Source organism: Brevundimonas sp. (genome assembly GCF_050729455.1).
Taxonomy (GTDB): Bacteria; Pseudomonadota; Alphaproteobacteria; order Caulobacterales; family Caulobacteraceae; genus Brevundimonas.
This window is the reverse complement of the sequence record NZ_JBOHLI010000003.1, coordinates 37,859-63,687: the sequence shown is the minus strand read 5'-3', so window position 1 is coordinate 63,687 and position 25,829 is coordinate 37,859. Positions and strand designations below refer to the sequence as shown.

24 protein-coding genes are annotated in these 25,829 nt (G+C 64.9%); 15 read left to right on the top strand and 9 right to left on the bottom strand.

Going from position 1 to position 25,829, the window contains the following annotated elements:
- Window positions 1–3: 3 nt before the first annotated feature.
- The 4 genes from ACREEF_RS01595 to hemB all read right to left on the bottom strand — a co-directional run bounded on the left by ACREEF_RS01595 (window position 4) and on the right by hemB (window position 7,071).
- The gene (locus ACREEF_RS01595) at window positions 4–570 is read right to left on the bottom strand and encodes a hypothetical protein (RefSeq protein ID WP_431563864.1); all 567 of its coding nucleotides are present in this window, start codon (window positions 568–570) and stop codon (window positions 4–6) included.
- Window positions 561–4,784: an RHS repeat domain-containing protein gene (locus ACREEF_RS01590; RefSeq protein WP_431563863.1), complete on the bottom strand. Its 4,224-nt coding sequence runs from the start codon at window positions 4,782–4,784 to the stop codon at window positions 561–563. The genes ACREEF_RS01595 and ACREEF_RS01590 overlap by 10 nt, the downstream gene beginning before the upstream one ends.
- A gap of 112 nt (window positions 4,785–4,896) precedes the next feature.
- Window positions 4,897–5,760 (bottom strand): RHS repeat domain-containing protein, encoded by an 864-nt coding sequence (locus tag ACREEF_RS01585; RefSeq protein ID WP_431563862.1) that lies wholly within the window; start codon window positions 5,758–5,760, stop codon window positions 4,897–4,899.
- Window positions 5,761–6,069: 309 nt separating this feature from the next.
- Window positions 6,070–7,071, bottom strand: a complete 1,002-nt coding sequence (gene hemB, locus ACREEF_RS01580) for a porphobilinogen synthase (RefSeq protein WP_431563861.1) — start codon at window positions 7,069–7,071, stop codon at window positions 6,070–6,072.
- A gap of 257 nt (window positions 7,072–7,328) precedes the next feature.
- Here hemB and ACREEF_RS01575 point away from each other — a divergent pair, with 257 nt between their 5' ends.
- From ACREEF_RS01575 to ACREEF_RS01535, 9 genes are all read left to right on the top strand, one after another.
- Window positions 7,329–8,465: an isobutyryl-CoA dehydrogenase gene (locus ACREEF_RS01575; RefSeq protein ID WP_431563860.1), complete on the top strand. Its 1,137-nt coding sequence runs from the start codon at window positions 7,329–7,331 to the stop codon at window positions 8,463–8,465.
- Window positions 8,462–9,508 carry an enoyl-CoA hydratase/isomerase family protein gene (locus tag ACREEF_RS01570; RefSeq protein ID WP_431563859.1) on the top strand — a complete coding sequence of 349 codons (1,047 nt, stop codon included), beginning with the start codon at window positions 8,462–8,464 and terminating at the stop codon, window positions 9,506–9,508. Before ACREEF_RS01575 ends, ACREEF_RS01570 begins: the two co-directional genes overlap by 4 nt.
- 59 nt (window positions 9,509–9,567) lie before the next feature.
- Complete coding sequence (locus tag ACREEF_RS01565; protein WP_431563858.1) at window positions 9,568–10,938, top strand: class II 3-deoxy-7-phosphoheptulonate synthase; 1,371 nt, start codon at window positions 9,568–9,570, stop codon at window positions 10,936–10,938.
- Window positions 10,935–11,507, top strand: a complete 573-nt coding sequence (locus tag ACREEF_RS01560; protein WP_431563857.1) for a prephenate dehydratase domain-containing protein — start codon at window positions 10,935–10,937, stop codon at window positions 11,505–11,507. The genes ACREEF_RS01565 and ACREEF_RS01560 overlap by 4 nt, the downstream gene beginning before the upstream one ends.
- Before the next feature lie 391 nt (window positions 11,508–11,898).
- Window positions 11,899–12,660 (top strand): chorismate mutase, encoded by a 762-nt coding sequence (locus ACREEF_RS01555; protein ID WP_431563856.1) that lies wholly within the window; start codon window positions 11,899–11,901, stop codon window positions 12,658–12,660.
- Between the two features lie 69 nt (window positions 12,661–12,729).
- Window positions 12,730–13,368, top strand: coding sequence for an SPOR domain-containing protein (locus ACREEF_RS01550; protein ID WP_431563855.1), 639 nt, complete (start codon window positions 12,730–12,732; stop codon window positions 13,366–13,368).
- Between the two features lie 96 nt (window positions 13,369–13,464).
- A complete protein-coding gene (locus tag ACREEF_RS01545) occupies window positions 13,465–14,313 on the top strand; it encodes a division plane positioning ATPase MipZ (protein WP_431563854.1) in 849 nt (282 codons plus the stop codon).
- Window positions 14,314–14,320: 7 nt separating this feature from the next.
- Complete coding sequence (locus ACREEF_RS01540) at window positions 14,321–14,761, top strand: molecular chaperone DnaJ (protein WP_431563853.1); 441 nt, start codon at window positions 14,321–14,323, stop codon at window positions 14,759–14,761.
- Window positions 14,762–14,935: 174 nt separating this feature from the next.
- Window positions 14,936–15,976 (top strand): DUF4062 domain-containing protein, encoded by a 1,041-nt coding sequence (locus ACREEF_RS01535; protein WP_431563852.1) that lies wholly within the window; start codon window positions 14,936–14,938, stop codon window positions 15,974–15,976.
- Here ACREEF_RS01535 and cobS read toward each other — a convergent pair.
- Window positions 15,973–16,977: a cobaltochelatase subunit CobS gene (cobS, locus tag ACREEF_RS01530; RefSeq protein ID WP_431563851.1), complete on the bottom strand. Its 1,005-nt coding sequence runs from the start codon at window positions 16,975–16,977 to the stop codon at window positions 15,973–15,975. The two genes, ACREEF_RS01535 and cobS, sit on opposite strands and share 4 nt — an antisense overlap.
- 59 nt (window positions 16,978–17,036) lie before the next feature.
- Window positions 17,037–17,465: an organic hydroperoxide resistance protein gene (locus tag ACREEF_RS01525; RefSeq protein ID WP_431563850.1), complete on the bottom strand. Its 429-nt coding sequence runs from the start codon at window positions 17,463–17,465 to the stop codon at window positions 17,037–17,039.
- A 138-nt stretch (window positions 17,466–17,603) separates the two neighbouring features.
- Between ACREEF_RS01525 and ACREEF_RS01520 the strand changes: the two genes are divergently transcribed.
- A complete protein-coding gene (locus ACREEF_RS01520) occupies window positions 17,604–17,867 on the top strand; it encodes a hypothetical protein (protein WP_431563849.1) in 264 nt (87 codons plus the stop codon).
- Here the strand turns inward: ACREEF_RS01520 and ACREEF_RS01515 are convergent.
- The gene (locus ACREEF_RS01515; protein WP_431563848.1) at window positions 17,827–18,495 is read right to left on the bottom strand and encodes a J domain-containing protein; all 669 of its coding nucleotides are present in this window, start codon (window positions 18,493–18,495) and stop codon (window positions 17,827–17,829) included. The two genes, ACREEF_RS01520 and ACREEF_RS01515, sit on opposite strands and share 41 nt — an antisense overlap.
- Before the next feature lie 45 nt (window positions 18,496–18,540).
- Between ACREEF_RS01515 and ACREEF_RS01510 the strand changes: the two genes are divergently transcribed.
- The 5 genes from ACREEF_RS01510 (at window position 18,541) to ACREEF_RS01490 (ending at window position 24,736) form a co-directional block, all read left to right on the top strand.
- Window positions 18,541–18,843, top strand: coding sequence for a BolA family protein (locus tag ACREEF_RS01510; RefSeq protein WP_431563847.1), 303 nt, complete (start codon window positions 18,541–18,543; stop codon window positions 18,841–18,843).
- A gap of 101 nt (window positions 18,844–18,944) precedes the next feature.
- A complete protein-coding gene (locus ACREEF_RS01505) occupies window positions 18,945–20,756 on the top strand; it encodes an ATP-binding protein (RefSeq protein WP_431563846.1) in 1,812 nt (603 codons plus the stop codon).
- A gap of 129 nt (window positions 20,757–20,885) precedes the next feature.
- Window positions 20,886–21,779 (top strand): mechanosensitive ion channel family protein, encoded by an 894-nt coding sequence (locus ACREEF_RS01500; RefSeq protein ID WP_431563845.1) that lies wholly within the window; start codon window positions 20,886–20,888, stop codon window positions 21,777–21,779.
- A 4-nt stretch (window positions 21,780–21,783) separates the two neighbouring features.
- Window positions 21,784–22,800, top strand: coding sequence for a threonine aldolase family protein (locus ACREEF_RS01495; RefSeq protein ID WP_431563844.1), 1,017 nt, complete (start codon window positions 21,784–21,786; stop codon window positions 22,798–22,800).
- 49 nt (window positions 22,801–22,849) lie between these two features.
- The gene (locus tag ACREEF_RS01490; protein ID WP_431563843.1) at window positions 22,850–24,736 is read left to right on the top strand and encodes an ABCB family ABC transporter ATP-binding protein/permease; all 1,887 of its coding nucleotides are present in this window, start codon (window positions 22,850–22,852) and stop codon (window positions 24,734–24,736) included.
- Here ACREEF_RS01490 and ACREEF_RS01485 read toward each other — a convergent pair.
- Both ACREEF_RS01485 and ACREEF_RS01480 read right to left on the bottom strand, forming a co-directional pair.
- Window positions 24,724–25,206 (bottom strand): chemotaxis protein CheE, encoded by a 483-nt coding sequence (locus tag ACREEF_RS01485; protein ID WP_431563842.1) that lies wholly within the window; start codon window positions 25,204–25,206, stop codon window positions 24,724–24,726. The genes ACREEF_RS01490 and ACREEF_RS01485 overlap by 13 nt on opposite strands.
- Window positions 25,203–25,775, bottom strand: a complete 573-nt coding sequence (locus ACREEF_RS01480) for a response regulator (protein WP_431563841.1) — start codon at window positions 25,773–25,775, stop codon at window positions 25,203–25,205. The genes ACREEF_RS01485 and ACREEF_RS01480 overlap by 4 nt, the downstream gene beginning before the upstream one ends.
- Window positions 25,776–25,829: the final 54 nt, after the last annotated feature.

The window sequence follows — 25,829 nt, the reverse complement described above, 5'->3', positions numbered from 1 at the left end:
CTATTAATGCGGAGCATTGTCCCATCTGGCGAGGCTAGATGTTACAGTTTTTCTTGAATTATAAATATTGTCCTGATTATTATCAGAATAATAAATGGTTACTATGGTATTTTTGTAGGGAATTATTGATACGCACAGCCCTTCGTCGCTCCTTAGGAGGGAGCATGATGCTGCTATTTTTTCTATCGAACCGATTTTGTATTTGTATACCCAGTAGGTCTCGTTGCCTTCTCGTTTCATAGAGTTAATAGTTTCATTCGACAACGGCATTGTCACTCCTTCGCAGGCATCATTTTTCATGCTTTTGGAGCGAATTTTCTCGACTGTGCAGTTATCTTTTCGATCTTCTATGCTTGCCTTGAATGATATTTTCTTATCTTCAGAAGGTATTGATACAATGAAAGAATTTCTTCCAATTGGGGGAAGCCACGGAATTTGCTCTTTCTCCAAAAAAATATTTGGAACCACGAATGAATTTTCACCCACTTTGTATGTGGTTGTGTCTTGGTTGTTGCATGAAGATAATATTAAAAATGACGCCAATGCGTAGCGACTAATTTTCACAAGCATGACCTCCATATTCCGGATGAAGCAAATGCTTCAGCTGCGGTTCCTGTTATAAAAGATCCGCCAAAAGTTGAACTCAAAAGTCCATTTTCTGCAAATACGCCGTAGTGGTACACGGCAACTTGCGCTGCGCTTGGGCTTCCTTGTTCATTTACCGCGGTCACGTGCGCCCTCATTAGTTGTATTCCTATTTGGTTAACTTCATGCTGGACGGCATGTAGAGGTTGGGGGGCTCCTGCCTGGGCGTTTCGTTTGAAAATTGCGGTGGCAAGGGCGTCGTTCGCAGCGGCTCCGAAGCCTCGATCCTGAACTATGGATAGCGCGGTTCGTGCCAAGGGGTCTCCCCTCGATGCGCGGCTGTTCCAAAAGGCCAATCTATTGCCATCTCGAGAATATCTTTCTTCGGAGGATGAAATTGGTGCCGACGAACAGCTTTGTACTCGTTCTTTTGCCTTTCTCGCTCCGCTAATTATAACATCCGCTATATTTACTGTTTGACTAAGAAAGTTGTCGATCTCGTTTCGTTCGGATAAACACGTTGCGCCTCTTTGGCATTCGTTTCTGTGTCCTATTACAACTATGGGGCCAACAGTAGTTGCGCTGTCTTCTCGCAGGCCCCACGGATCATTGGCGTTGATGGGGTCACCGCCAACGTAACCGTAGAGATTGCTCCCGGCTTGATATCCAATCGGGTCGGGCTGCATGAACCGCCCGAGTTGTGGCGCATAGACGCGGGCCTTGTAGTGATAGGCCTGCGCCTGCGGCAGCCAGATCTGGCCAGTGTACTGGAACAGGCCGGTGTTGCCGGCGGTCGGCTGCCCGTACTCGTCATAGGTATTGATGTTGACAGCCGCAGCCGTACTGTCGGCGTAGGCGATGGCGGACTGGCGTTCATCTGCGATCAGCCAACGACGACCGGTGAAGCCTGCCCCTTCGTAGGACAGCACCGTTTCGTCCATGATCAAGCCCGGCACGTGCCGGCGGACGATATTGCCCGCGGCGTCATACTCGGCCATCGGTCGCGCGCCGTCATGCAGCAGCCGGGTGGCGCCCATCTGGAACATCCGGCCGGCCGGATCGTAGCCGAAGGTGGTCGTCGCGCCAGCCACCGTGGCCGAGGTCATCTGATTGAGGCCGTCGTAGACGTAAGCCCCCATGGGCGCGGCAGCGATGTTCTGGCGCGCATCATAGGTCACAGCCGAACCGCCGACCGAAGTCACCTGGTTCTTGCCGTTGTTCACATAGCCGGTAGCGCCCAGCGAAGGTGTGTTGACGTAGGCGGGATTGGACACTGTCCGGCTGACGACCTGGCCAGGCGGATTATAGGCGAATGTGAAAGTCACGTCGGCGGCGGTGTCGCGCAGGTTGTGCGACAGACTGGTCAGGCGGTTCGCGCCATCATAGCCGTAGTCGGTCGGGACAGTATTGCCGCGGTAGGCTCGCGTGCGACGTCCCAGATTGTCATGGGCGTAGGTTGCCAAATTCCAGTCTGTAGCGCCGTTCTCGCGGATCGCGGTCAAGTCTCCGGCGACATTGTAGTCGTAGTTGACGAAGAAGCCGTCGGGCCATGCCAGTCCTGTGCGGCGTCCCGCCAGATCGTACTGATAGCTGACCGTCTTGCCGAGTGGGTTCTGGGTCTCGTTGGTCATCCGTCCAAGCGCATCCCAAGCGCGGGAGAGGGACGATCCGCCTCCCGACATGGCTGCGCCGGTCAGGCGGTCCAGATTGTCGTAAGAGAAGGTTCGGTCGGCAATGGCCGAGCCGCCCTGGGTGACGGCGCGGTTCAGAGCGTCATATTGGACGCCGATGAGCTCGCCTGCTCGGTTCCGATACTGGGTGACATTGCCTGCAGCGTCGTATGTGTACTGCTCATAGTCGGTCGTCGAGGAACCGCCGCCCGTAGCATTGGGATAGCGCATCTTCACGGCGCGGTCGAAGCCGTCGTACTCGATCGTCGAGACATTGCCCTGACCGTCGGTCAGGGTCAGGGGCATACCGTTGGCGGTGTAGGAGGCCCGTTCGGTGATGGGGCCCGCGCCGACGCCAGAGGTCGTCGAGACCAACTGACCGGCCTTGTCATAGAGGTTCTGGGTGATCCGGTCGGGGCCGAAGGAGCCTGCCGTGGTCGCCGTGCAGGCCGAGGCCGGCGGGCTGGCGAAGGTCGCCGGGTTCATGCGGGTTACGGTGCAGTCTAGGCGCCCTGCGGCGTCATAGCTGACCTGGCTCAGGGCATGGGTCGTTCCGCCGGACTGCTGGCGCTGATGCGTGGCGCGCCCATAGGCGTCGTAGCTAGCGGATGCTTGCTGCAGGCTGTTGAAGGCGGCCCAGTCAGCGTCGCTCGTCCCCGTCGCCGTGCCGACTTCGGACAGAACGACCTGGCCGTTCTGGTTATAGGTCGTGCGTTGCGCTCGGTGCAGCAGGGCGCCGGCGCCATCGGGATCGGGGCCGACGACGCCGACCAATTGTCGGGCGGCGTCATAGCGATAGGTGGTGGTGTCCGCCGCGCCGGGCAGGGGGCCGTCGACGGCGGCGACGTCGCCCTGGGCCGTGTAGGTTACGGCCGTCGTGGCCGTCAGCGAGCCGTCGCCTGCGCCCGTCGTCGTGGAGGTGGGCAGAAGATTATTGGCAGCGCCAGGGGAGCCGTAGACAATCGAGGTCTTCACCTCATCGGCGGTTCCGGCGCAAGACGCGCCTGTGACGCAGGTCGAGCTGGAGACGGGCAGAATGATCGGCGACGGCGCGGCCGTCAGGACGCCGGCGGCGTTCTCGTAGCGGGCGGTTTGCGGCGCATAAGCGATGCGCGTCTGAGGGCGGACGGTGCCAGCGGTCGGCGCCGGGGCGGTGACGGTCAATAGGCCGCCGTGCGCGGCGTCATAGGTGTAGTCGGTGACCCCGCCGCGTGCATCCGTGGTGGTGAGGGGCAGGTTGCAGGTGATGTTGTTGACGCAGCTGGTCGGATAGGTGGCCGAGACGCTCAGGGGCGTGGCGGTCACCGACGGCGGCGGCGAGGCTGTGATGCGGGTGATATTGCCACGGGCGTCGTAGGTGTAGCCGGTGCTGTTCAACTGAGGGTAGGTGACCTTTGACAGGCGGCGCTGGCTGTCGTGTCCATAGAGGGTTTCACGGTTCAGCGGGTCCTTGATCGAGACCAGCAATCCGGACGACGTATCGACCTTGGCCGTGGTGACGCTGGCGTCCGGAGCCGTCGTCGATATGGTGCGCACGCCTCCCGCCTCGGCATAGGCATAGTTCCAGGTGCTGCCGGCCTGCTCCACGGCGGTGACGCGCTGGTTGGCGTCCGTGGTGTACCTGATCGCGTCGACCGTCGGGTTTTCGGGTAGGCGCATGACCAGTTGATTGGCGCCTTGCGAGCCGTAGAAGGTCACGCGTCCGCTTTGATCGGTCGTCTTGCCGCCGTCGAAGGTCACGCTGGGCCAGTTCTGGCCGGGACAGGCCGACGGCCCGTTCCAGCTGCCGCCGCCGCATTCGGCTTTGTTATAGGCGGTCACGCCGGCCAGACGTTGCCAGAAGCCGTAAGTCAGGTAGTTGGGCGTAGCTTCCTGTTGATAGTGGAAGAACAGGGCGTAGCCGAAGTTGTTGCTGACTTCGCGAAGGCGGATCGCCCAGAACTTCTGGTCCTCGGGCGTGCCCTGGACCTCGCCCCATTCCTCGGCGGTCTCATAGCGGAAGGAGATGATCTCGCCATTGGGGCGAGTGATGCGTGACAGTCTTCCGCCATTGGCCTGGTACTGGGGCGCGCTCAACCTTTGATCCTGCAGGCTCTGGTCGAAGCGATACTCGACGCCGTCGCTGGTGCGATAGGTGTAGACGCCGCCCGTCAGGCTCAGCGTCTGACCCAGGTTCCTTCTGGGCGCATAGGTCGCGCCCGACTTGGTGAAGACGTCGGTGACGCCGCCGATGCTCACGGAAACGATGGACAGGTCGGGGCTGAGCGTCACGGCGCCGGTGACGTTGTCGCGCCAGGAACCGCCGATATAGGTGCGGTCATAGGACAGGCCGCCGGATCCCGGCTGACCGATCGAGACCAGGCGCCGATTGCGCACCGGCCGACCCGACAGCAGATCCACGCCGCGCGCGTCGATGCTGTAGGTCTCCGGCGGCGGCGAGAACAGGGCGTTTTGCGCCTGGGCCTCGAATCCGGCGCCGAGAAGAAGCGCCACGGTCGATGCGCTGACAGACAGTCTCAGGCGCTTCATGGATCGCCCTCCTTCTTAAATGCTTTTTTCTTGGGGGAGGCGAGCGCGCGCTTCCGTGCAGGTCACGATGTGAAGATGGCGCCGGACCTGAGTTAGGGACGGCGTCCGGGCGTCACATTTCTTCGCAGTAGTCCTTGCCGGGCGGCGGGGTGCAGCCCTCGGGGGGGATAACGACGCCTGCAGCAGTAACTGTGAAGGTGCGGGCGACGTCGCTGACAGCGAGGGTGCCTGAGGTGGAATAGCCTGCAGCGATAGCCCTCACGCGCATCTGAACCATCTGTCCTGCTGACACAGTTCCTCCCGTCGTGACCCAAGCGCCGGAATCGATGCGGTATTCGCCCTTGGCGACTGTGATCGGGACCGGGACATTGATGCCGCTGATCGTGAAGGGTTGGGTTTCCGCCCAGGCATAGGGTGCGACCGTGACGGGGCCGCCCAGGTTGAAGGCGTTCGGCGTCGTGTCGACGATGGAAGAGACGACGAAGGTGTCGGAGACGCCGCCGATGTCGAGGGTGGCGGTCTGGCTTGCGCCGCCAGCCGCAGGAGCCTGGACGCGAACCTGCAATGTTTGGCCCGATGAGACGGAACCCGCCGCCGTCCGCCAGGCGCCGGCGTTGATGTTGTACTGACCGCCAGCGATGGTGACCGGGACAGCCGCGCTTACACCGCTCACTGTGACGAGGGCGGAGGTAGCCCAGGCGCCCGAAGCCGCCGACGCGGGCCCGCCAAGTTCGAACGCATTGGGCACGCTTCCCGAAACAGCAATTGTCCGCTGGGTGCGATTGTCGGCTCCGTCATAGGCGTAGGCCGTCGACGGTCCGTCAGAGCGGGTCACCGAAACGAGGCGTCCCTGGGCATCGTAAGCATAGATGGTCGTGGATTGCGCATGCGCGTCGTTGGCTAGAAACACAATCATGGCGAGGCATGCGGCGGCGCGTGAAGGGCTCGCGGGTCTTGCTGAAGTGTCCAGATACATTGTGAGCCCCCGCTTCAGTTGTAGCGCGACTGCAAAGGCGGAAATTCACAGAGTTTTGCAATACGTAGTTTTACGTTACAATTCAAATTGTAACGTCAAGAAGAGATCTGGCGTATGGGGGCGAGACTTTCGCTCATCTTCGAGCATGACAGCCGCGTGCAGCGAGCAGCGAGCAGCGAGCAGGATGGCACGGTTCGTGCGCAGCTTCACAGCTTCACAGTCTCGACACAGCTCATCTAGGGTCGAAAATTCCTAGATATGATGATAGGTTGGAAAGCCACCTTCTCCCACAAGGGGAGAAGGAAGAGGTTAGCCCAGCAGCCGCGCCGCCTTGGGCGCGAAGTAGCTGAGAACGCCGGACGCGCCCGCGCGCTTGAAGGCGTGCAGGGTTTCCAGGATGGCGCGGTCTTCCTCCAGCCAGCCGTTGGCGATGGAGGCCTGCATCATCGCGTACTCGCCGGACACCTGATAGGCGAAGGTCGGGATCTTGAAGGTGTCCGAGACCAGGCGGACGATGTCGAGGTAGGGCAGGCCCGGCTTGACGATCAGGGCGTCGGCGCCTTCGGAAATGTCCATCGCCACCTCGCGCAGGGCCTCGTCAGCGTTGGCGTAGTCCATCTGATAGGTCTTCTTGTCGCCGGTCAGAGACTTGGACGAACCCACCGCGTCGCGATAGGGGCCGTAGAAGGCCGAGGCGTATTTGGCCGCGTAGCTGATGATCAGGGTGTCCGACAGGCCGTTGGCCTCCAGCGCTTCGCGGATGGCCTGGACGCGGCCGTCCATCATGTCGGAGGGGGCCACGGCGTCGGCGCCGGCGTGGGCGTGGATGAAGGCCTGTTCGGCCAGGCGTTCCAGCGTCGGGTCGTTGACGATGCGGCCGTTCTCCAGAACCCCGTCGTGGCCGTGGTCGGTGTAGCAGTCCAGGGCGACGTCGGTCATGACGCCGATCTCGGGCGCGGCGTCCTTGATGGCCTTGATGCAGTCGGGGATCAGACCGTCCGGGTCGCTGGCGGCGGTGCCGACGCTGTCCTTCAGGCTGTCGTTCACGTTGGGGAAGAGGGCGATCATGGGGATGCCCAGATCGCGGGCCTCGACGGCGGCCTTGGCGGCTTCCTTCGGCGACAGGCGGAAGACGCCGGGCATGGAGGCGACGGGCACGCGCTCCTCGGCGCCGTCATGGACGATGATCGGCCAGATCAGGTCGGCGGGCGTCAGGGTCGTCTCGGCGACCAGACGGCGCACCCAGGGCTGCGAACGCAGGCGACGCGGGCGGGCGTAGGGGAAGGCGGCGGGCTGGAAGGGCAGGGTCATGCAGCGCTCATAGTCCCCTCGGCGGGGCAGGGAAACGGCCTTGGCGGCCGGATATCGGAAGTCGGTCGCGAAAAAACAGAGTCCAATTCGTCTGAATCGTCTGAAATCGACGCTTCGAAAGGCAGAGACTAGCGCGTCCCTGCGTCACAGGCGGACACAAGATGCGGCGCAAGGCGCTGGCGGGGTGACGTTTCGCCGGGCCTTGGATAGAAGCAGCAAGAACGCCCCGTCAGAGGGCAGAGTCGGGAGTATAGATCATGGACTTCGCCCTCAACGACGATCAGCGCGCGATCCAGGATGCGGCGCGGGCCTTCGCCGACGCCGAGCTGGCGCCGCACTCGGCCCAGTGGGACGAGGACAAGCATTTCCCGGTCGAGGTGATGAAGTCGGCGGCCGAGATGGGCTTCTGCGGCATCTATACGGGCGAAGAGCACGGCGGCATGGCCCTGGGCCGCGTCGAGGCGGCCATCATCTTCGAGGAGCTGTCGCGCGGGGACGTGGCGACGGCGGCCTTCATCTCGATCCACAACATGGCGACCTGGATGATCGACAAGTTCGGGTCTGAGGACCTGCGCTCGCGGTTCGTGCCGTCGCTGGTGGCGATGGACAAGATCGCCTCCTATTGTCTGACCGAGCCGGGCTCGGGGTCGGACGCGGCGGCGCTGCGGACCACGGCGGTGCGCGACGGCGACCACTATGTGCTGAACGGTTCCAAGGCCTTCATTTCCGGCGCGGGCGTGTCGGACGTCTATGTCGTCATGGTCCGCACGGGCGGCGAGGGCGCCAAGGGCGTCTCGACCATCGTGGTCGAGGCGGGGACGCCCGGCTTGTCGTTCGGCGCCAATGAGAAGAAGATGGGCTGGAACGCCCAGCCGACCGCCGTGGTCAGCTTCGACGACTGCCGGGTGCCGGTCGCCAATTTGGTGGGCGAGGAAGGCGCGGGCTTCAAATACGCCATGGCCGGTCTGGACGGCGGGCGGCTGAACATCGCCGCCTGCTCGTTGGGCGGGGCGCGGCTGGCGCTGGAGACGGCGCAGGAATACGTCACCACCCGCAAGCAGTTCGGACAGGCCATCGGCCAGTTCCAGGCCCTGCAGTTCCGTCTGGCGGACATGGCGACGGATCTGGAGGCGGCGCGCCTGATGGTGCTGCGCGGGGCCTGGGCCATCGACAATGAGCATCCCGAGAAGACCAAGTGGTGCGCCATGGCCAAGCGGCTGGCCACCGACGCCTGCTTCCAGCTCGCCGACGAGGCGCTGCAGCTGCACGGCGGCTATGGCTATCTGAAGGACTATCCGCTGGAGCGGATCGTGCGCGACCTGCGGGTCCACCGCATCCTTGAAGGCACCAACGAGATCATGCGCGTCATCATCGCGCGGGAACTGGCCCGATGAGCGACGCTGAAGTCATCACCCGCATCGAAGGTGGGGTCGGTCGCATCACCCTGAACCGGCCCAAGGCGATCCATGCGCTGAACCGCGCCATGTGCGAGGCGATGATCGAGGCGCTGCTGGCGTGGCGTGAGGACGACGCCGTGAAGTCGGTGCTGATCGACCACGCGGGCGAGCGCGGCTTCTGCGCCGGGGGCGACATCCGCATGATCGCCGAGAGCGGGGCGGGGGACGCGTCGGAGGCCAAGGCCTTCTTCAAGACCGAGTATCAGCTGAACCATCTACTTTTCGCCTATCCGAAGCCGATCACGGCTGTCGTCGACGGCATTGTCATGGGCGGCGGCGTGGGCATCAGCGAACCGGCGGACGTCCGCATCGCCACCGAGCGCACCACCTACGCCATGCCCGAGACGGGCATCGGTCTGTTCCCCGACGTGGGCGGGGGCTGGTTCCTGCCGCGCCTGCCGGGGCAGACGGGCGTCTGGCTGGCGCTGACCGGCGCGCGGCTGAAGGCAGCGGACACCGTGGCGCTGGGCATCCACACCCATTTCGTGGCGAGCGAGGGCGTCGAGGCGCTGAAGGCCGAACTGCTGGCCGCGCCGGCTGATCCGAAGGCCGTGGCGGATCGCCTGGCGGGCGACGCGGGGCTTGCGCCGCTGGACGCGCACCACGAGGCCATCGACCGGCTGTTCGCCTTCGATACGGTCGAGGCGATCTTCGCCGCGCTGGAAGCCGACGGTTCGGACTGGGCGCTGAAGCAGCTGGCGACGCTGAAGACCAAGTCGCCGCAGTCGCTGAAGGTGTCGCTGCGCCAGATCCGCACCGGCGCGATCCTGACCTCCTTCGCCGAGAACATGGCGATGGAATATGCGCTGGGCGGTCGGGTGGTGCGCACCCACGACTTCCAGGAAGGCGTGCGCGCCGTCATCGTCGACAAGGACAACGCTCCGCAGTGGTCGCCCGCCGACCTGTCGGGCGTCAGCGACGCTGTGCTGGACGAACTGTTCGCGCCGCTGGCCGCTGACGAGGCCTGGTCACCCATCTGAATTGCCGCTGCGGCGCAACATTTGTTGTTCCGAGACGCCCGGAAGGTTATCTAGGCGGCATGAGTAAGCGCTGGACCCCTGAATCCTGGAGAAACAAGCCCGTCGTGCATATGCCGACGGACTATCCTGACATGGCCGAACTGGCCCGTGTCGAAGACGAGCTGCGGGCCATGCCGCCCCTGGTGTTTGCCGGCGAGGCCCGCAAACTGACCCAGCATCTCGCGCAAGTGGAGGCGGGGAACGCCTTCCTGCTTCAGGGCGGCGACTGCGCCGAGAGCTTCAAGGAGTTCTCGACCGACAATATTCGCGACACCTTCCGCCTGATCCTGCAGATGGCGGTGGTCCTGACCTTCGCCGGCCGCAAGCCGGTGGTGAAGGTCGGCCGCATCGCCGGCCAGTTCGCCAAGCCGCGTTCGTCGCCGCTGGAAGAGATCGGCGGGGTCGAGTTGCCGTCCTATCGCGGCGACATCATCAACGGCATGGGCTTCACCGCTGAAGAGCGCGTGCCCGATCCGCAACGCCTGCTGAAGGCCTATAACCAGTCGGCCTCGACGCTGAACCTGCTGCGCGCCTTCGCGGGCGGCGGCTATGCCGATCTGTACAACATCCATCGCTGGACCCTGGGCTTCGCCGACAACGGCGCGGGCGCGGCTTACCGCGAGCTGGCCGACAAGATCACCGAGGCCCTGGCCTTCATGGAGGCGGTCGGCGTTACGCCCGAGACCCATCCCGACCTGTCGCGCGTCGAGGTCTTCACCAGCCACGAAGCCCTGCTGCTGAACGTCGAGAGCGCCCTGACGCGCCTGGAAGGCTCGTCGGGCGAATGGTTCGACACCTCGGCCCATATGCTGTGGATCGGCGAGCGCACCCGCCAGCTGGACGGCGCCCACATCGAGTTCATGCGCGGCATCTCGAACCCGATCGGCGTCAAGTGCGGACCGACCATGACGGCGGAGGACATCCTGCCGCTGATCGACGCCCTGAACCCGAACAACATCCCGGGACGCCTGACCCTGATCGGCCGCTTCGGTCACGACAAGATCGGCGACCGCCTGCCGGCCCTGATGCGGGCGGTGAAGGCCGAGGGCAAGCGCGTCATCTGGTCGATCGACCCGATGCACGGCAATACGCTCAAGGCCGCCAATGGCTACAAGACCCGGCCGTTCGACCGCGTCATGGGCGAGGTCCGCAGCTTCATCGACGTGGCCGAGGCCGAGGGCGTCCATCCCGGCGGCGTCCACCTGGAGATGACCGGCCAGAACGTGACCGAATGCCTGGGCGGCGCCCAGGCGGTGACAGAAGACGACCTGTCGAGCCGCTATCACACCCACTGCGATCCGCGTCTGAACGCGGACCAGGCGCTGGAACTGGCCTTCCTCGTGGCTGAACGCCTCAAGGTCGGCCGCCAGGCGCGCGCCGAGGCCGCGTGACCACGCCGACCGAAGACGAAGGGCCGGGCCGCGTCGCCTATCAGGGCGCGCCCGGCGCCTTCAGCCACGAGGCTTGCCTCGACCTGCGCCCATGGGACGAGGCGGTTGGTTTCGAGACCTTCCAGGGGGCCATCGAGGCCCTGCTGTCGGGCGACTGCCAGTCGGCGCTTATCCCGGTCGAGAACTCGACCATCGGCACGGTCGAGCCTGCCGCCACCCTGGTGCGCGAGGCGGGTCTGACCGTCGTCAGCGAGGCCTGGCGGCCGATCCGGCTGGCGCTGCTGGGCCTGCCGGAGGCCCGGATTTCGGACATCAAAACGGCCGAGAGCCATCCCGTCGCCTTGCAGCAATGCTCCAAGGCCCTGGGCGAGATGCGGATCACGCCGGTTGAGGTCTTCGACACCGGCGGGGCGGCTGCTGCGGTCGCCGAAGCCGAAGACGTGACCCGCGCCGCCGTGGCGCCGGCCCGCGCCGCCGAGGTTTACGGCCTGACGGTCCTGCGCAACGATCTGCAGGATTTCAGCGACAACCGGACGCGATTTGTCCTGTTCACGGCCCCCGAAGCCTGATTGGCGAAACAGGCTTTCGGATAATTCTGGAGCGAAGATCTCGGTTCGAATGCGAAAACATTCGAACCGATTTCGCTCTGCGGGTTGACCGCGCACAAAGTTTGCGTCTTTAAGATTGGGTCGGATCGACCCTGATCCAGAAACCGGACCGGATTCATGTCCTCGCTGCGCGCACAAATGACCCTTGAAACCACCTCGCGCGCGGTGGCCGGCTTTTATTTTGGCTACGGCTATTACGGCTTTCGATACGCCGGCTGAGGCGTCGGGCTTCTAACCAACCCTGACAGTCTCGCTGGCGACCGCTTCTCCCGAGCGGCCCTGCACGCGTTCCTGCCTGATGTTCGGCGGGCGCGATCTCCCATCGAAATTCGAATGCTGAAAGCCAAGTCCCATGCCGCAATCCAATCTCCAGCAAGTCTGGCCCGCTGAACAAGCCGAACTGTCGCCCGAGCAGAAGGCGCTGGCCGCCCTGCGCGCCGAGATCGACAGCCTGGACGACCAGATCCTGAACCTGTTCGAGCGCCGTCTGGCTGTCGCCGCCCAGGTGGGCAAGGCCAAGGACGCACCCGTAGGCCCCCACATCAAGCTGCGCCCCGACCGCGAACAGGCCGTTCAGGCGCGCGTCCTGAAGCAGTGCGAACCCGAGAACCGCGAGGCGGTCGAGCACCTGTGGCGCGAGATCGTCGGCTGGGGCCTGGCCCGTCAGGGCCGGCTGCAGGTGCACGTCTGGGCCCCCATCGACCCGGCCAAGGCCGTGGACGGCGCCCGTCTGCGCTTCGGCGCCGCCGCCGACATCAAGCTGGTCCGCGACCCGCAGGCCGCGCTGGCCCACGCGGCCGAAGGTCATGGCGTGGCCGTTCTGTCGATCAACACCGACGACGCCTGGTGGATGGGCCTGCGTCGTGAATGGTCGATGCTGAGCGTCTTCGACGGATACGGCGGCGAGACGCCGACCTCGCTGGCCGTGGGCAAGATCGATCCGCCGGCCCTGCCGACGGGCCGCCGCGTGGTGGTGACGGTCGGCGGCGACGCCGGCGACGGCTCGGGCGCGCGTCGCTGGGGCCTGAACACCAACCACGGCTGGACCCTGGCCCTGACCGACGCCGATGTGGCGCCGGGCGACGTGGAAGGCTGCGTCGGCGCCATCGGCTGATGAAAGCGTGAACGGGCGTTAAGCCTGTTCCTCAACCCTGTCTCAAAAGACTGCGTTCAGCATGGCGGCATGAACGCTTCCGTCATCCTGCGGTTCGGATCGGTCGGCGCCCTCGCGGCGCTGCTGGCCGGCTGCGGCATGACGGAGGCCGATCCGCATCGGTTCGAAGGCGTGGCCGAGAGCATTGCGGCCATTCCTCTGTCGGCCAAGCCTGAAGCCAGACGTGAGCCAGCCGGGCCGCGCAACGCTGAGGAGGCGGGGCTGAGGCCGCTGAAGGTCGAGCTTCTGACGCCGCATCAGCTGTGGGACGCCCGCGACGGGCTGACCGCCAAGGCGGCGGCTGTCCTGCCGGCCATGCCGTCGGTGTTTCATGATCCCGAGGCGCTGGCGGACGTGCAGGCGGCGTCTCATCCAGAGGCCAAGCCGTCGCGACCGGTCGCGGTCGCCTCGTCCTCATCCAGCGCCCTGATCCAGCTCGGCGCCTACGCCAGTCAGGCCTCGGCCCAGGCGGCGTGGGATCGACTGGGGCAGGGGACCAGCGGTCTGAACCCGGTCTTCGAGCCTGTCGAGGTTAATGGTCGGCGGCTGGTGCGGCTGAAGGTCCGCGCTGGATCTGCCCAGGCGGCGGCGCTTTGCGCCAAGGTCGCGGCGTCCGATCCGTGGTGCGTTCGGGCCGTAGAGGTGGCGTCGTCCACAGGCGCGGCTTAAGGTTTCGTTGACGACTGACGCCCTTGGCCCGATCTAGGGCGTCTGGGACGGACCGCGACCGCTTGAGTCGCGCCCGTCGAAACATCGGGGTCCAACATGGCGCAGCCTCAGGTCATCGTCATCGGCAATGAAAAGGGCGGGGCGGGCAAGTCCACCCTGGCCATTCACATCGTCACCGGCCTGCTGCACGCGGGCAAGAAGGTCGCCATCATCGATCTGGACCTGCGTCAGCGGTCGATGGAGCGCTTCTTCTCGAACCGCGCGGCCTGGACGGCGGCCAACGGTCACGACCTGCCGCTGCCGATCGTGCCGGACATGGGCGACGGCAAGGCTCTGGCCAAGGCCGACGAGGCCGAGCAACTGGCGCGCTTCGAGGCCGCCTACGCCGAGGCGCAAGGGCTCGCCGATATCATCCTGATCGACACGCCCGGCGGCGACACCGCCCTGTCGCGCGCCGCCCATGCCCGCGCTGATCAGATCGTCACCCCGATGAACGACAGCTTCGTCGACTTCGACCTGCTGGGCGAGGTCGATCCGGTGACGCTGGAGCTGAAGAAGCCCTCCATCTATTCCGAGAGTGTCTGGGAGGCGCGCAAGCATCGCGCCATCACCGAGGGCCGTCAGGTGACGATCGACTGGATCGTCGTCACCAACCGTCTGGCCGTGGCTGAGGCCCGCAACCGTCGCCGTCTGGAAGAGCGGATGATGAAACTGGCCAAGCGGGTCGGCTTCCGCGTCGGACCGGGCCTGCGCGACCGGGTCATCTATCGCGAGCTCTTCCCCTTCGGCCTGACCGTCGCCGACCTGTCGAACGACATCCGCCCGGTGTCGGTGTCCCTGGCCCACGTCGCCGCGCGTCAGGAGATGCGCAATCTGATGCAGGCCATGGGTCTGGACGACGCAGCGGGCGGATCGCTGGCTCCGCTGGACGCGGCCGCGGCCTGATCGTCGCATGGGTCTGATCTGGCTGGCGCTGGCCGCCGTGGCGGTCTGGGCGCTGGTCCGGCTGGGCCGCCAGACCGAGCGCGCCCGGCGCGGCCACTGGCGCATCTCTGCGACGATCCTCAGCAGCGCCCTGTTCGCAGGGGCGGTTCTGGCTGCCTCACGCGGGGTCTGGCTGGCGGCGATCGGGCTGGCGGGGGCAGGGCTGTGGCTGGCGGTGCAGTCGCGGGTTCGCACTGTGCCGCCGCGTGCGCCGGGGGCTGAGCGCCTTTCGGAAGCCGAGGCGCGGGCCATTCTGGGCGTGTCCGCCGATGCGACGCCGGAAGCTGTGCAGGCGGCTTGGCGCCGCCTGATGGCTCGCGCCCATCCCGATCAGGGTGGGACCGAAGGGCTGGCCGCAAGGGTCAATGCGGCGCGGGATCGACTGCAGCAAAAGAACGGGCGCGACTGAGGCTGTAGCAATATCTACTAGATAATACCGCTCGCCTATTCCCGGCTTATGATCCCGGCGTTCAAGCCGGCCGTGACTATGGCCGAGAGAAGTTGGCAGGATAGGCAGTCCAGACCGGAATTGGACGGTTAGACTATTTCAGTTATCTAACTGAAGATTGCGGAGGGCGGTTAAATGGCGGACGTTAGGTATCAGTTTTTCCTCAGTTCAACATTTGAGGATCTTCGCCGAGAGCGACAACAAGTTATCGAAGCGGTACTCGAGATGGGGCACATCCCGGTTGGGATGGAAGTATTTCCGGCCGCCGATGAGACGCCGTGGGAAATCATCAAACGCGCGATCGCACAATCGGACTACTATATTGTTTTGTCGGCGGGGCGTTACGGATCGTGCGGAGCCGACGGAAGAAGCTACACGGAGCGCGAGTTCGACTTGGCGGTAGAGCTGGGTGTGCCGATCATAGGCTTTCTGGCTAAGCACCCCTTCGATAGACCGGAAAAGCAGCGGGATGACGATCCAGATTTGCGGCATCGATTGGCCGCGTTCCATGGAAAAATTTCCGAACGACACTTGAGAAGGTGGGCGTCAGTCGAAGAGCTGGGTCTTTTGGCCTCTAAGGCGATCATCCACGCAACCACAAGCTATCCTCGCACGGGATGGGTAAGAGCTGACCAAGCAAAATCGCTGGGGGATTTTCAAGCACTAGAAAGTTTGAGATCGTCCTTAGAGCAAAGCCAAAATAACATGGGGCGCCTAGAGGAAGAGCTGGAAGAAGCTCGCGTGCTAATTCGTCAATCGGTCCTCCAGGAGGATGATATTCAGCCTGAACTTTTGGCGGGAGGGGATGACGAAGTAGATGTTCCGGTTCGATACACGTTGTCAGGAGAACGATTTGAAGCGAATTGTAGAGTAACTTGGGACGAAATATTCGCTACCATTGGACCTAAGATGTACAATGTTAGGTTATCTAAGGGGTATTCGGGCCGTTTTGATTTCGAAAAGGACGTGTCGGACTATCTTAAGGAGCGTATGGGAATTGCTGCCCCGAACACGCAAGTTAAGGTTGTTTCACGGTTCTTGGAGGTCATCTTGTTCCAATTCAAGCAGCGCGGGCTGTTGATGTTGGAAGTTGGTGAGCAAGGCCGGACGTGGTGGACGCTCACTCCGAAGGGGGAAGTTCACCTGACCAGATTGCTCGTAGTACGTAAGGGTTAGCCCACCTTCACCCGCGTGGCGGCTTCCGGCAGGTCCTCGCCGAAGGCGCGCTGGTAGAACTCGGCGATGGTGGGGCGTTCCAACTCGTCGCACTTGTTCAGGAAGGTCAGGCGGAAGGACAGGGCCAGGTCGCCGCCGAAGATGATGGCGTTCTGGGCCCAGGTGATGACCGTGCGCGGCGACATGACGGTCGAGATGTCGCCGTTCATGAAGGCGTTGCGGGTCATGTCGGCGACGCGGACCATGGCGGCGATGCGGCGCTTGCCCTCGGCGTCGTTCCATTCGGGAATCTTGGCGGCGACGATCTCGGCTTCGACGTCGTGGTCAAGATAGTTCAGCGTCGTGACGATGTTCCAGCGGTCCATCTGACCCTGGTTGATCTGCTGGGTGCCGTGATACAGGCCCGAAGTGTCGCCCAGGCCGATGGTGTTTGTGGTCGAGAACAGGCGGAACCAGCGGTTCGGGCGGATGACGCGGTTCTGGTCCAGCAGGGTCAGGCGGCCTTGCGCCTCGAGCACGCGCTGGATCACGAACATGACGTCGGGACGGCCGGCGTCGTATTCGTCGAAGACCAGGGCGACCGGGCGTTGCAGCGACCAGGGCAGGATGCCCTCGCGGAACTCGGTGATCTGCTTGCCTTCCTTCAGGACGATGGCGTCCTTGCCGATCAGGTCGATGCGGCTGATGTGGCTGTCCAGGTTCACGCGGACCAGCGGCCAGTTCAGGCGGGCGGCGACCTGCTCGATGTGGGTCGACTTGCCGGTGCCGTGATAGCCCTGAACCATGACGCGGCGGTCGAAGGCGAAGCCGGCGCAGATGGCCAGCGTGGTCTGCGGATCGAAGCGGTAGCTCTCGTCGATCTCGGGCACATGACTGTCGCGTGTGTCGAAGGCGGGCACGACCATGTCGGAATCGACGCCAAACGCCTCCCTGACCGTCACCTTGCGGTGCGGTTCCAGCGTGACCAGGGGATCGGGCGAGGCGTCGAGGGGTGAGGTCATGGCTCCCATCTAGTGCCCTCGCGCGCGCGGCTCAACACGCGCGCGAGGAAACTGGACGGTTATTCCGCCGACAGGGCCACATCGATGTTGCCGCGCGTGGCGTTGGAGTAGGGGCAGACCTGATGCGCCTTGTGGATAAGGTCGTCGATGACGGCCTGATCGAGGCCGTGGTCGGTGACCTTGAGCGTGACGTCCAGGTTGAAGCCTTCGCCGCGCGTATTCTTGCCGAAGCCGACGCCGGCCTCGACTTTCGTGTCCGGGCCGACTGGCGTCCCCGCCTTGCCGGAAACCAGCCGCAGGGCGCCCAGGTAGCAGGCGGCGTAGCCGGTGGCGAAGAGCTGTTCGGGGTTGGTCCCGCCGCCGCCCTTGCCGCCCATTTCAGTTGGAACGGACAGGCGGACGTCGATCTTACCGTCGTCAGTGGCTGAGCGGCCCTCGTCGCGGCCGCCTCCCGATGCTGTGGCGTGGGCGCGGTACAAGACTTCCATGAGGGCGACTCCTTTGGCGATCCAAGGAGACGGATATGGGTCTCAGTCGTTCAGAAACAACGGTTCTGTGATTCGTGTAATCCGCAAGGGGGCGTTAATAGTTTAGCCATCACTTCCGTCGGGGAAGAGGCTATGCATATGAATGCGCAGTTCTTTTGCTACGTCTATGATGCGCCCGAGGGCACGCCGCTGATGTTCGCGCTGGACGCGGACAGTCTGCCCGAAGCGGTCTGTGAAACGCGCCGCATGATGCGGGACGAAAACGCAGGCAGCGTATTCGCGGAAATCTGGGACGGAGCCGCCGAGAGCGTGGTGACGCGCATCGACGGAGCGCCCAGGCCTGGCGGTCTGCTGCGTTCGCTCAGGCGTGACCGGCCTTCTTCAAGGTTTTCCAGGCCTTGATGACGCGCTGAAGCTTGGCCTCGGCGCCGCGGTCGCCGCCGTTGGTGTCCGGGTGGAAGCGTTTCAGCATTTCATGATAGCGCGCCTTGATCGCCGCCTTGTCCGCGCCGGGCGTCAGGTCGAGGTCGGCCAGGGCGGCGCGCTCGATCTTGCCGATGCGGTGCTCCTCCGCCGTGGCGGGTCCCGCCTCGCGAGTGCGCCGTCCGAACAGGCCGAAGCTGTCGCGCCATGAACCGGCGCCTTCGGTGTTGGCCGTGCCCATCTTGGCGGCGAAGGCGGCGGCCTCGCGGGTGTTCTTGCCGGCCTTCATCTCCCAGGTCGGGCGGCCGCCGGTCATGGCCTCGTTTTCCTGGGCGGCGCGGACCTCGCCCTCGCTCATGCCCGCGTAGAAGTTCCAGCCCTTGTTGTACTGGCCCGCGTGCGCCTGACAGAAGTCGTAGAACTCGGCCAGCTGTTCGCGCGACTTGGGCGCCTTGGCGGTCGCGGGGCGGCTGCAGTCGGGCCACTGGCACGGCTTCTCGCCCGCCTTCAGGTGCAGGACGTCGGCCTCGGCCTGTTCCTCGTCAGGCTTGGGCGGCTTCACCCGAATGTCGGTGAAGCGGGGTTTATATTGAAAAGACGCGGACATCGCCCGAAGTGTAAGCCTGAATTGGACAGCTTCAAGGAACGACCGATGTCAGATGGCCCCGTGGCGGCACTTATCCGCGAAAAACTGACCGTGGCCTTCGCTCCGCTGCGGATCGAACTGGAGGACGACAGTTGGAAACACGCGGGCCACCATCATGAGGGCGGCATGGACGCCAGGGACGGCGGCGAAAGCCATTTCCAGCTGACCATAGTGTCCGACGCCTTCGAGGGGCAGGGGCGGGTGGCGCGGCAAAGGGCGATCAACGCCGTCCTCAAGGATGAACTGGCAGGGCCGGTTCACGCCCTGGCGGTCCGCGCTATGACGACGACAGAGGCCGGCGGCGTTTGAATTTGTGCCGTTTCGATACGTAAAGAAACGTATTTATCTCGTCTTAGAACCTTCAATCTAGGGTCCACTCCTGACTTATTTGCAATGGCGGGGGCGTGCGAATGGTGGGGGACGGGATCAAGGGACTGGACGGGCAAGCGCCCGGAGAAGCCGCACAGGCGCTGACCGCGATCCTGCAAACCCACTATCTGCGCTATCTGATCATCGTCAGCTGGGCTCTGGGCGTGATCGTGACCGTCGGCTTGGTTCACGGAATGGCATGGTTCGTCGCCACCTTGGCTGCCGGCGCCCTGCGCGGCGAAGTCGAAAAACGCATCAGCCAGCGCGTCGGCGCAGGCTGGGGAATGCTCTTCCCGGTGGTGGCGACCGCGACGACGGCGGTCTGGGCTGTGGCGCCGCTTCTGGCCTGGTTCTCGAACGCCCAGTTCGGCCATGAACTGGCCATCGCCCTGCTGGTGTCGGGCTATGTGCTGGTCTTTGCCCAGCTTCGCAGCTCGCCGCGTCAGGCGATCATGATTTCATCGCCCTATGGTCTGGCGGCGGCGATCATCGCCGTCAGCCTGATGGGCGGACCGCTGTTCTGGCCGTTCCTGACCCTGGTGCCGTTCATTGCGGCCAGCCTGTTCGTCCTCGTCACCATGACGGTCCTGCGTGAGGATCGTATCCGCGCCTTCCAGGAGCATCAGTCCCATCTGATCGAGGAACTGGAGGCCGCGCGCGACAAGGCCGACGCGGCCAATGAAGCCAAGTCGAGCTTCCTGGGCGTCATCTCGCATGAACTTCGCACGCCGATGAACGGGGTGCTGGGCGCAGCGCAGTTGTTGAGCGCCACTCGGCTGGAAGGGACGCAGCGAGAGTATCTGTCGATCATCCGCAATTCGGGCGACAACCTGCTGAGCCTGCTGAACGACATTCTCGATATGACCAAGATCGAGGCCGGCAAGATGAATTTCGACGTCGTGGACGTGCAGGTCGACGACCTGCAGCGGCGCATAACCGGACCGTTCGAAGCGCAGGCGGAGGCCAAGGGCCTGACGTTCGTCACCGCGCTGGAAGGCGAGATTCCGGCCGTCGTACGCGGCGATCCGCTGCGGGTCTGCCAGGTGGTTCAGAACCTGCTGTCCAACGCCGTCAAATTCACCGATCAGGGCGAGATCCGCTACACGGTGCGCGGTCGCCGCATCTCGGACCGCAGGGTCGGTTTCGAGTTCTCGGTCACGGATAGCGGCTCGGGCATCTCGCGCGAGGATCTTGAGCGCCTGTTCCAGCCTTTCACCCAGGTCGACAACTCCTCGACGCGCAAGTTCGGCGGCACGGGGCTGGGCCTGACCATCGCCCGGCGCATGGCGCATATCATGGGCGGCGACATCACCGTGACCTCGCGTCTGGGCGAGGGCTCGACCTTCACCCTGTCGATCGAAGGGGAAGTGGTTGAATGGGCCAAGGCCGAGGAGGCCGAGGTCATCGACGCCGATATCGAGGGCGGCGATCATCTGGATGTGCTGGTGGTCGAGGATCACCCGGTCAACCGCATGATTCTGGAGGCCTGGATGGGCTCGGCCGGGCACCGCACCAGCACCGCCGAGAACGGCCAACTGGCGGTCGATATCGCCATGAACCAACAGTTCGACCTGATCATCATGGATGTGAATATGCCGGTCATGGACGGGCTGACGGCGACGCGCCTGATCCGTGAAGGAACGGGCGTGAACGTCGATACCCCCGTCGTCGTCCTTTCGGCCTCCGCACGAATCGAGGACCATGAGGCGGGTCTGGCCGCCGGGGCCGACGCCTACCTGAACAAGCCGATCGATTTCCGCAGCCTCGCGGAGCTGATGGTCCAGGTTCCGGGTGGGCGTATTGCTCTGCGCCAGGCCGTCGAGGCGGCCGAGGAGCCTGCAGCCGCGGCCTGATCCAGGCACCTTGCGGCGCCGGGACTCCTTGAACGGCCTGTGATTTTCCCGGTCCCGTCGCGCGTCGTTAAGGAAAAAGCCTGACCGGCGGGGCTTCCATTCGTGGGTGCAGGCGCTAGACCCAAGGTCATGTCTTCCTTACCCGAAACCCTGACGCAGGCGGTAGCCGACGGTGAGAAGCGGCTGACCGCCGACGCCGCCTTCCTGGCCAAACTGGTCGACATGGCCGGCGACCTGGCGATCAATCTGATGATCGCGGCGCTGATTTTCGTCGTCACCCTGTTCATCGCGCGCTGGGCGTCGGGGGTGACGCGGCGGGTGCTGGGGCGGATGCGGGCCTTCCGGCGCGATCCGACCGTATTGAGTTTCGCCGCCCAGGTCGTGCGGGTGGTGGTCATCATCATCGGCATGATCGCCGTGCTGCAGCGGCTGGGCGTGCAGACGACCTCGATCATCGCGGTGCTGGGCGCCGCTTCCCTGGCGGTCGGCCTGGCCTTGCAGGGCACGCTGTCGAACGTGGCGGCGGGGGTCATGCTTCTGGTGCTGCGGCCCTATCGCGTGGGCGAGGTGATCGAGGTCGGCGGGGCCACGGGCACGGTTCAGAAGCTGGACCTGTTCACCACCCAGCTGTCGAACGCCAACAACCACAAGATCGTCATCCCCAACTCCAAGGTCCTGAGCGACGTTATTGTCAATCTGACCGGCCAGAAGACCCGCCGGATCGAGATCAAGTTCAACATCGGCTATGGCGAGAACCTGAAATCCGCCTGCGCCCTGCTGGCTGGCGTAGCTGCCAGGCATGAGGCCGTTCTGACCGATCCCGAGCCGTGGACCGGCGTGACCGCGCTGAGGGACAGTGCGGTCGAGATCACCCTGCACGCCTGGGTGAAGGTCGCCGACTGGTGGCAGACCCAGTCGGATCTGATTCAGGCCGGCAAGGAGGCGCTGGACGCCGCCGGGATCGAGATCCCGTTCCCGCATCAGGTCGAAATTCCGTACCGCGACCCCGCTCAGAAGGACTGATCCCGTGCGTTACGACTTTGGATCGGACAACACCGCCGGCATGGCTCCGGCCGCCCTGAACGCCCTGGTCGACGCCAATCGGGGCTTTGCGCGCGCCTATGGCGCGGATGAAACCTCGGCGCGCGCCGCCGAGCTGATCCGTCAGCGGGTGGACGCCGACGCCGAGGTGCGGTTTGTCTTCAGCGGCACGGCGGCCAACGCCATCGCCGTCTCCATGCTGGCCCGTCCCTATGAGGCGGTGCTGACGCATCACGCGGCCCACATCTGCACCGACGAGACGGGCGCGCCGGGCTTCTTTGGCCAGGGCGTCGGCCTGATCGGCCTGCCGGGCTATTCCGGCAAGATCGAGGGTCTGGCCCTGCGCGCCGCGCTGGAGGAACCCGTGGTCGGCCATCGCCAGCCGGCGGCGGCGCTCAGCGTCACCCAGGCCACTGAATACGGCGCCGTCTATTCCGAGGAAGAACTGCGCCACCTGATCGAACCGGCCAGACAGGCGGGACTGGGCGTCCACATGGACGGGGCGCGGCTGGCCAATGCGGTCGCCGCGGGCTTTGACCTGAAGGACATTCCGCGCCTGGGCGTGGACGTTCTGGTGTTCGGCGGGGCCAAGGCGGGGGCGAACTGCGCCGAGGCCCTGGTCATCTTCAACAAAAGCCTGACGCGGCGGATCGACAACCGGCTGAAACAGGCCGGGCAGATGGCGTCCAAGGGGCGGTTCCTGGCGGCGCCGATCCTCGGGCTGCTGGAATCGGGCGCCTGGGAGACCGGGGCGGCCCACGCCAACCTGATGGCCCAGCGTCTGGCCGACGGCATCGAGGAGCGCTCGCCCTTCGTGCTGGCGCATCCGGTTGAGTCCAACGCCGTCTTCGTGCGGATGCCGGACGAGGCGCACCAAAGGCTCAATGCGCTAGGCTGGGCCTGCTACCAGTTCGACGACGGCTCGGTGCGGTTCGTCTGCTCCTGGGCGACGACCGAGGGCGCCGTCGATGAACTGCTTGAAGCCATAACGAGCCTGAACTGAATGTCGGTTTCGCTCCGGCGAGGCGCGGCCCATATGCTGGAGCATGACCATGCGCGGTGAACGATCCGGCCGACGGGGCGACTCTACGGTCAAGGCCATGGCTGCAGGCCAGAAACAGGCGAAACCGGAGGCTCCGCCGACCCTGCAGGCGTTGGCCGATCTGTTGCGCGTGGTCGGCCGCTCGGGCGCGCCGCAACTGCCGTGGCGCATCGCCGGGGCCATCGGTTTGACGCTGGCGGGCAAGGGACTGGGCGTGCTGGCGCCCCTGATCCTGGGCGCGGCGGTCAACCATCTGGCGGCGGGGCAGGGGGCGGCGGCGGCCGTGGGTTGGGGCTTCGCGGCCTTCGCCGTGGGCTGGGCCCTGGTGCGCTTCCTGTCGGCGGCGACGCCGCAACTGTCGGACGTGGTGTTCGCGCCGGTTCGGGCTGCGGCCCAGCGCAAGACGGCGGCCGAGACTTTTGCTCACGCGCTGAGCCTGTCGCTGGATTTCCACCAGACCAAGCGCTCTGGCGCCCTGTCACGGACCATGGATCGCGGCTCGCGGGCTGTGGATTTCCTGCTGCGGATTCTGGTGTTCAACCTCGGCCCGACCGTGGTTGAACTGGTGCTGGCGGCGGCGGTTCTGAGCGGCAAGTACGACTGGCGCTTCGGTGCGGTGGCGATCGGGGTGGTGGCCGTCTATGCGGTGGCGACCTTCGCCATGGCCAACTGGCGGCTGGAGCACCGGCGCGCCATGAACGCCGCCGACAGCGAGGCGGCGGGCCTCTCGGTCGACGCCCTGCTGAACTATGAGACGGTCAAGTCGTTCGGCGCCGAGACGCGGGCGGCCGAGGCCTATGATCGGTCGCTGTCGACCTATGTGGACGCGGCGTTGAAGGCCAACACCTCCCTGGCGACGCTGAACCTGATCCAGGGCCTGATCATGAACGTGGGCTTGGGCGTCATGGCCGTCATGGCCGGGTTCGAGGCGGCGGCGGGGCGGATGGGGCCGGGCGACGTGACGGCGGCGGTGCTGATCATGATCTCGCTCTATGCACCGCTGAACATCCTGGGCTTCGCCTATCGCGAAATTCGCCAGTCTTTCATCGACATGGAAGAGATGCTGAAGGTAACACGTCAGGCGCCGCAGGTGGCCGATGCTCCCGACGCCATCGCCTTGCCGCGTCCCGCCAGCGGGTGCGGGGCCGAAATCATTTTCGATCACGTCGGCTTCCGTCACGACGCCCGCGCCGCGGGTCTGGACGACGTCAGCTTCGTCACGCCGGCCGGGACGACCACGGCTCTGGTGGGGCCGTCGGGGGCGGGCAAGTCCACCATCGTCAAGCTGGCCCTCCGCCTGCTCGACCCGCAGGAAGGCCGCGTCCTGATCGACGGTAATGATGCGCGGTCGGTGACGCAGGCGTCGCTACGCGCGGCCGTGGCCCTGGTGCCGCAGGACGTGGCCCTGTTCAACGACAGCATCCGCGCCAATGTCGCCTTTGCACGTCCTGACGCCGACGACACGGCCATCTGGGCCGCGGCCGAGGCTGCGGAACTGGCCGACTTCATCCGCGACCTGCCCGAGGGCATGGAGACGCGGGTCGGGGAACGGGGACTGAAGCTGTCGGGCGGCGAGCGTCAGCGCGTCGGCATCGCCCGCGCCCTGCTGGCCGATCCCTGCATCCTGATCCTGGACGAGGCCACCAGCGCTCTGGACAGCCGAACCGAGGCCGCCATCCAGAAGACCTTGCGAAAGGCGCGAGCGGGGCGGACGACCCTGGTGGTGGCGCACCGCCTGTCGACCGTTGCCGATGCGGAGCAGATTCTGGTGCTCAAGGCCGGGCGGATTGTCGAACGCGGGGCGCACCATGAACTGGTGGCGCGTCAGGGCGGGGAATACGCCAGCCTGTGGCGCAAGCAGACGCGCGGCGCGAAAAGCCAGGTTCAGTCGGACTGAGGTCCGCCCGGAATCTTGGCCTTCAGTACGTCCTTGAGGCTGGCCAGAACCTGGGCGCGGGTCTCGGCAGCCTCGGCCGGAAGGGTCAGAAGCAGGCGAAGGGCCTGGGCGTGGACGGTGACGATGCGCCAGTCGAACGGCCTGTCCTCGGGCGCGGCGTCGATCAGGTCGCACAGGTTGGCGGCGGCGGCGCACAGGTCCTTCAGCTCAAACGGACCGGCGGCGTCTATGACGGCGCTGGAATGGTCGTAGGCCTGGTCCAGAATGCGGGAGGCTTCTTCAGTGGAGGCGGCGGGCTGAAGCGCCGCGAGCGCCGCGACCTGCTCCTCGATGACGGCGCGGCTGCGGGCTTCCATCTCGGCCAGATTGGCCTTGGCCTGGGCCAGGGCGACGCCGGCGCTGACGCCGCCGGGTTGGTCGATCAGGGTCGACAGGCGCGAGCGACGGCGGTTGTGCGTGATGACGGTCATAGCTCGATCGACGCTCTGCGTTGGGCTTCGAATTCAGCCTTGCGGTCTTCGGCACGACGCTCGACCCCCTCCCAGGAGCCCGAGCGGAAGCGGCGGTCGGGGCCAAAATAGTCGCCGACCTCGAGGAAGGGGCGGGCGTCGCGGGCGACCCAGACGATGCGTTCCAGAAGAACGCCGGCGCTGAACGGCTTGGTGATCAGGAAGTTGGCGCCGCAGTCGCGGGCCTCCGATACCTTGGAGCGGCGAACGTGAGCCGCAGTCATGATGACGGGAGCGAAGGCGTTGGGCTCCAGCCCCGAACGGCGCAGCCAGCGCACGAACTCATAGCCGCTCATTCCCGGCATCTCGCAGTCGACCAGGATCAGGTCGACGGGCCGGTCGCGCAGCACGCCGATGGCCTCGGCCGCGCTGCCGCATGCGTGGCGCACCTTGATGCCGAAGCCCAGCAGGGCCTGGGCCGTCAGTTCCAGCGCGAAGGGCGAGTCGTCGATGACCATGGTCACCGCGCCCGCGAAGTTGAACACTGCGCTTTCGCGCAGCGACTCGCCGACCCCGTTCATGCCACGCATGAAGAGGCCCTGACGTGCAGAAGGGGCGAGGAACCGAATCGCATGGCGTCAGCT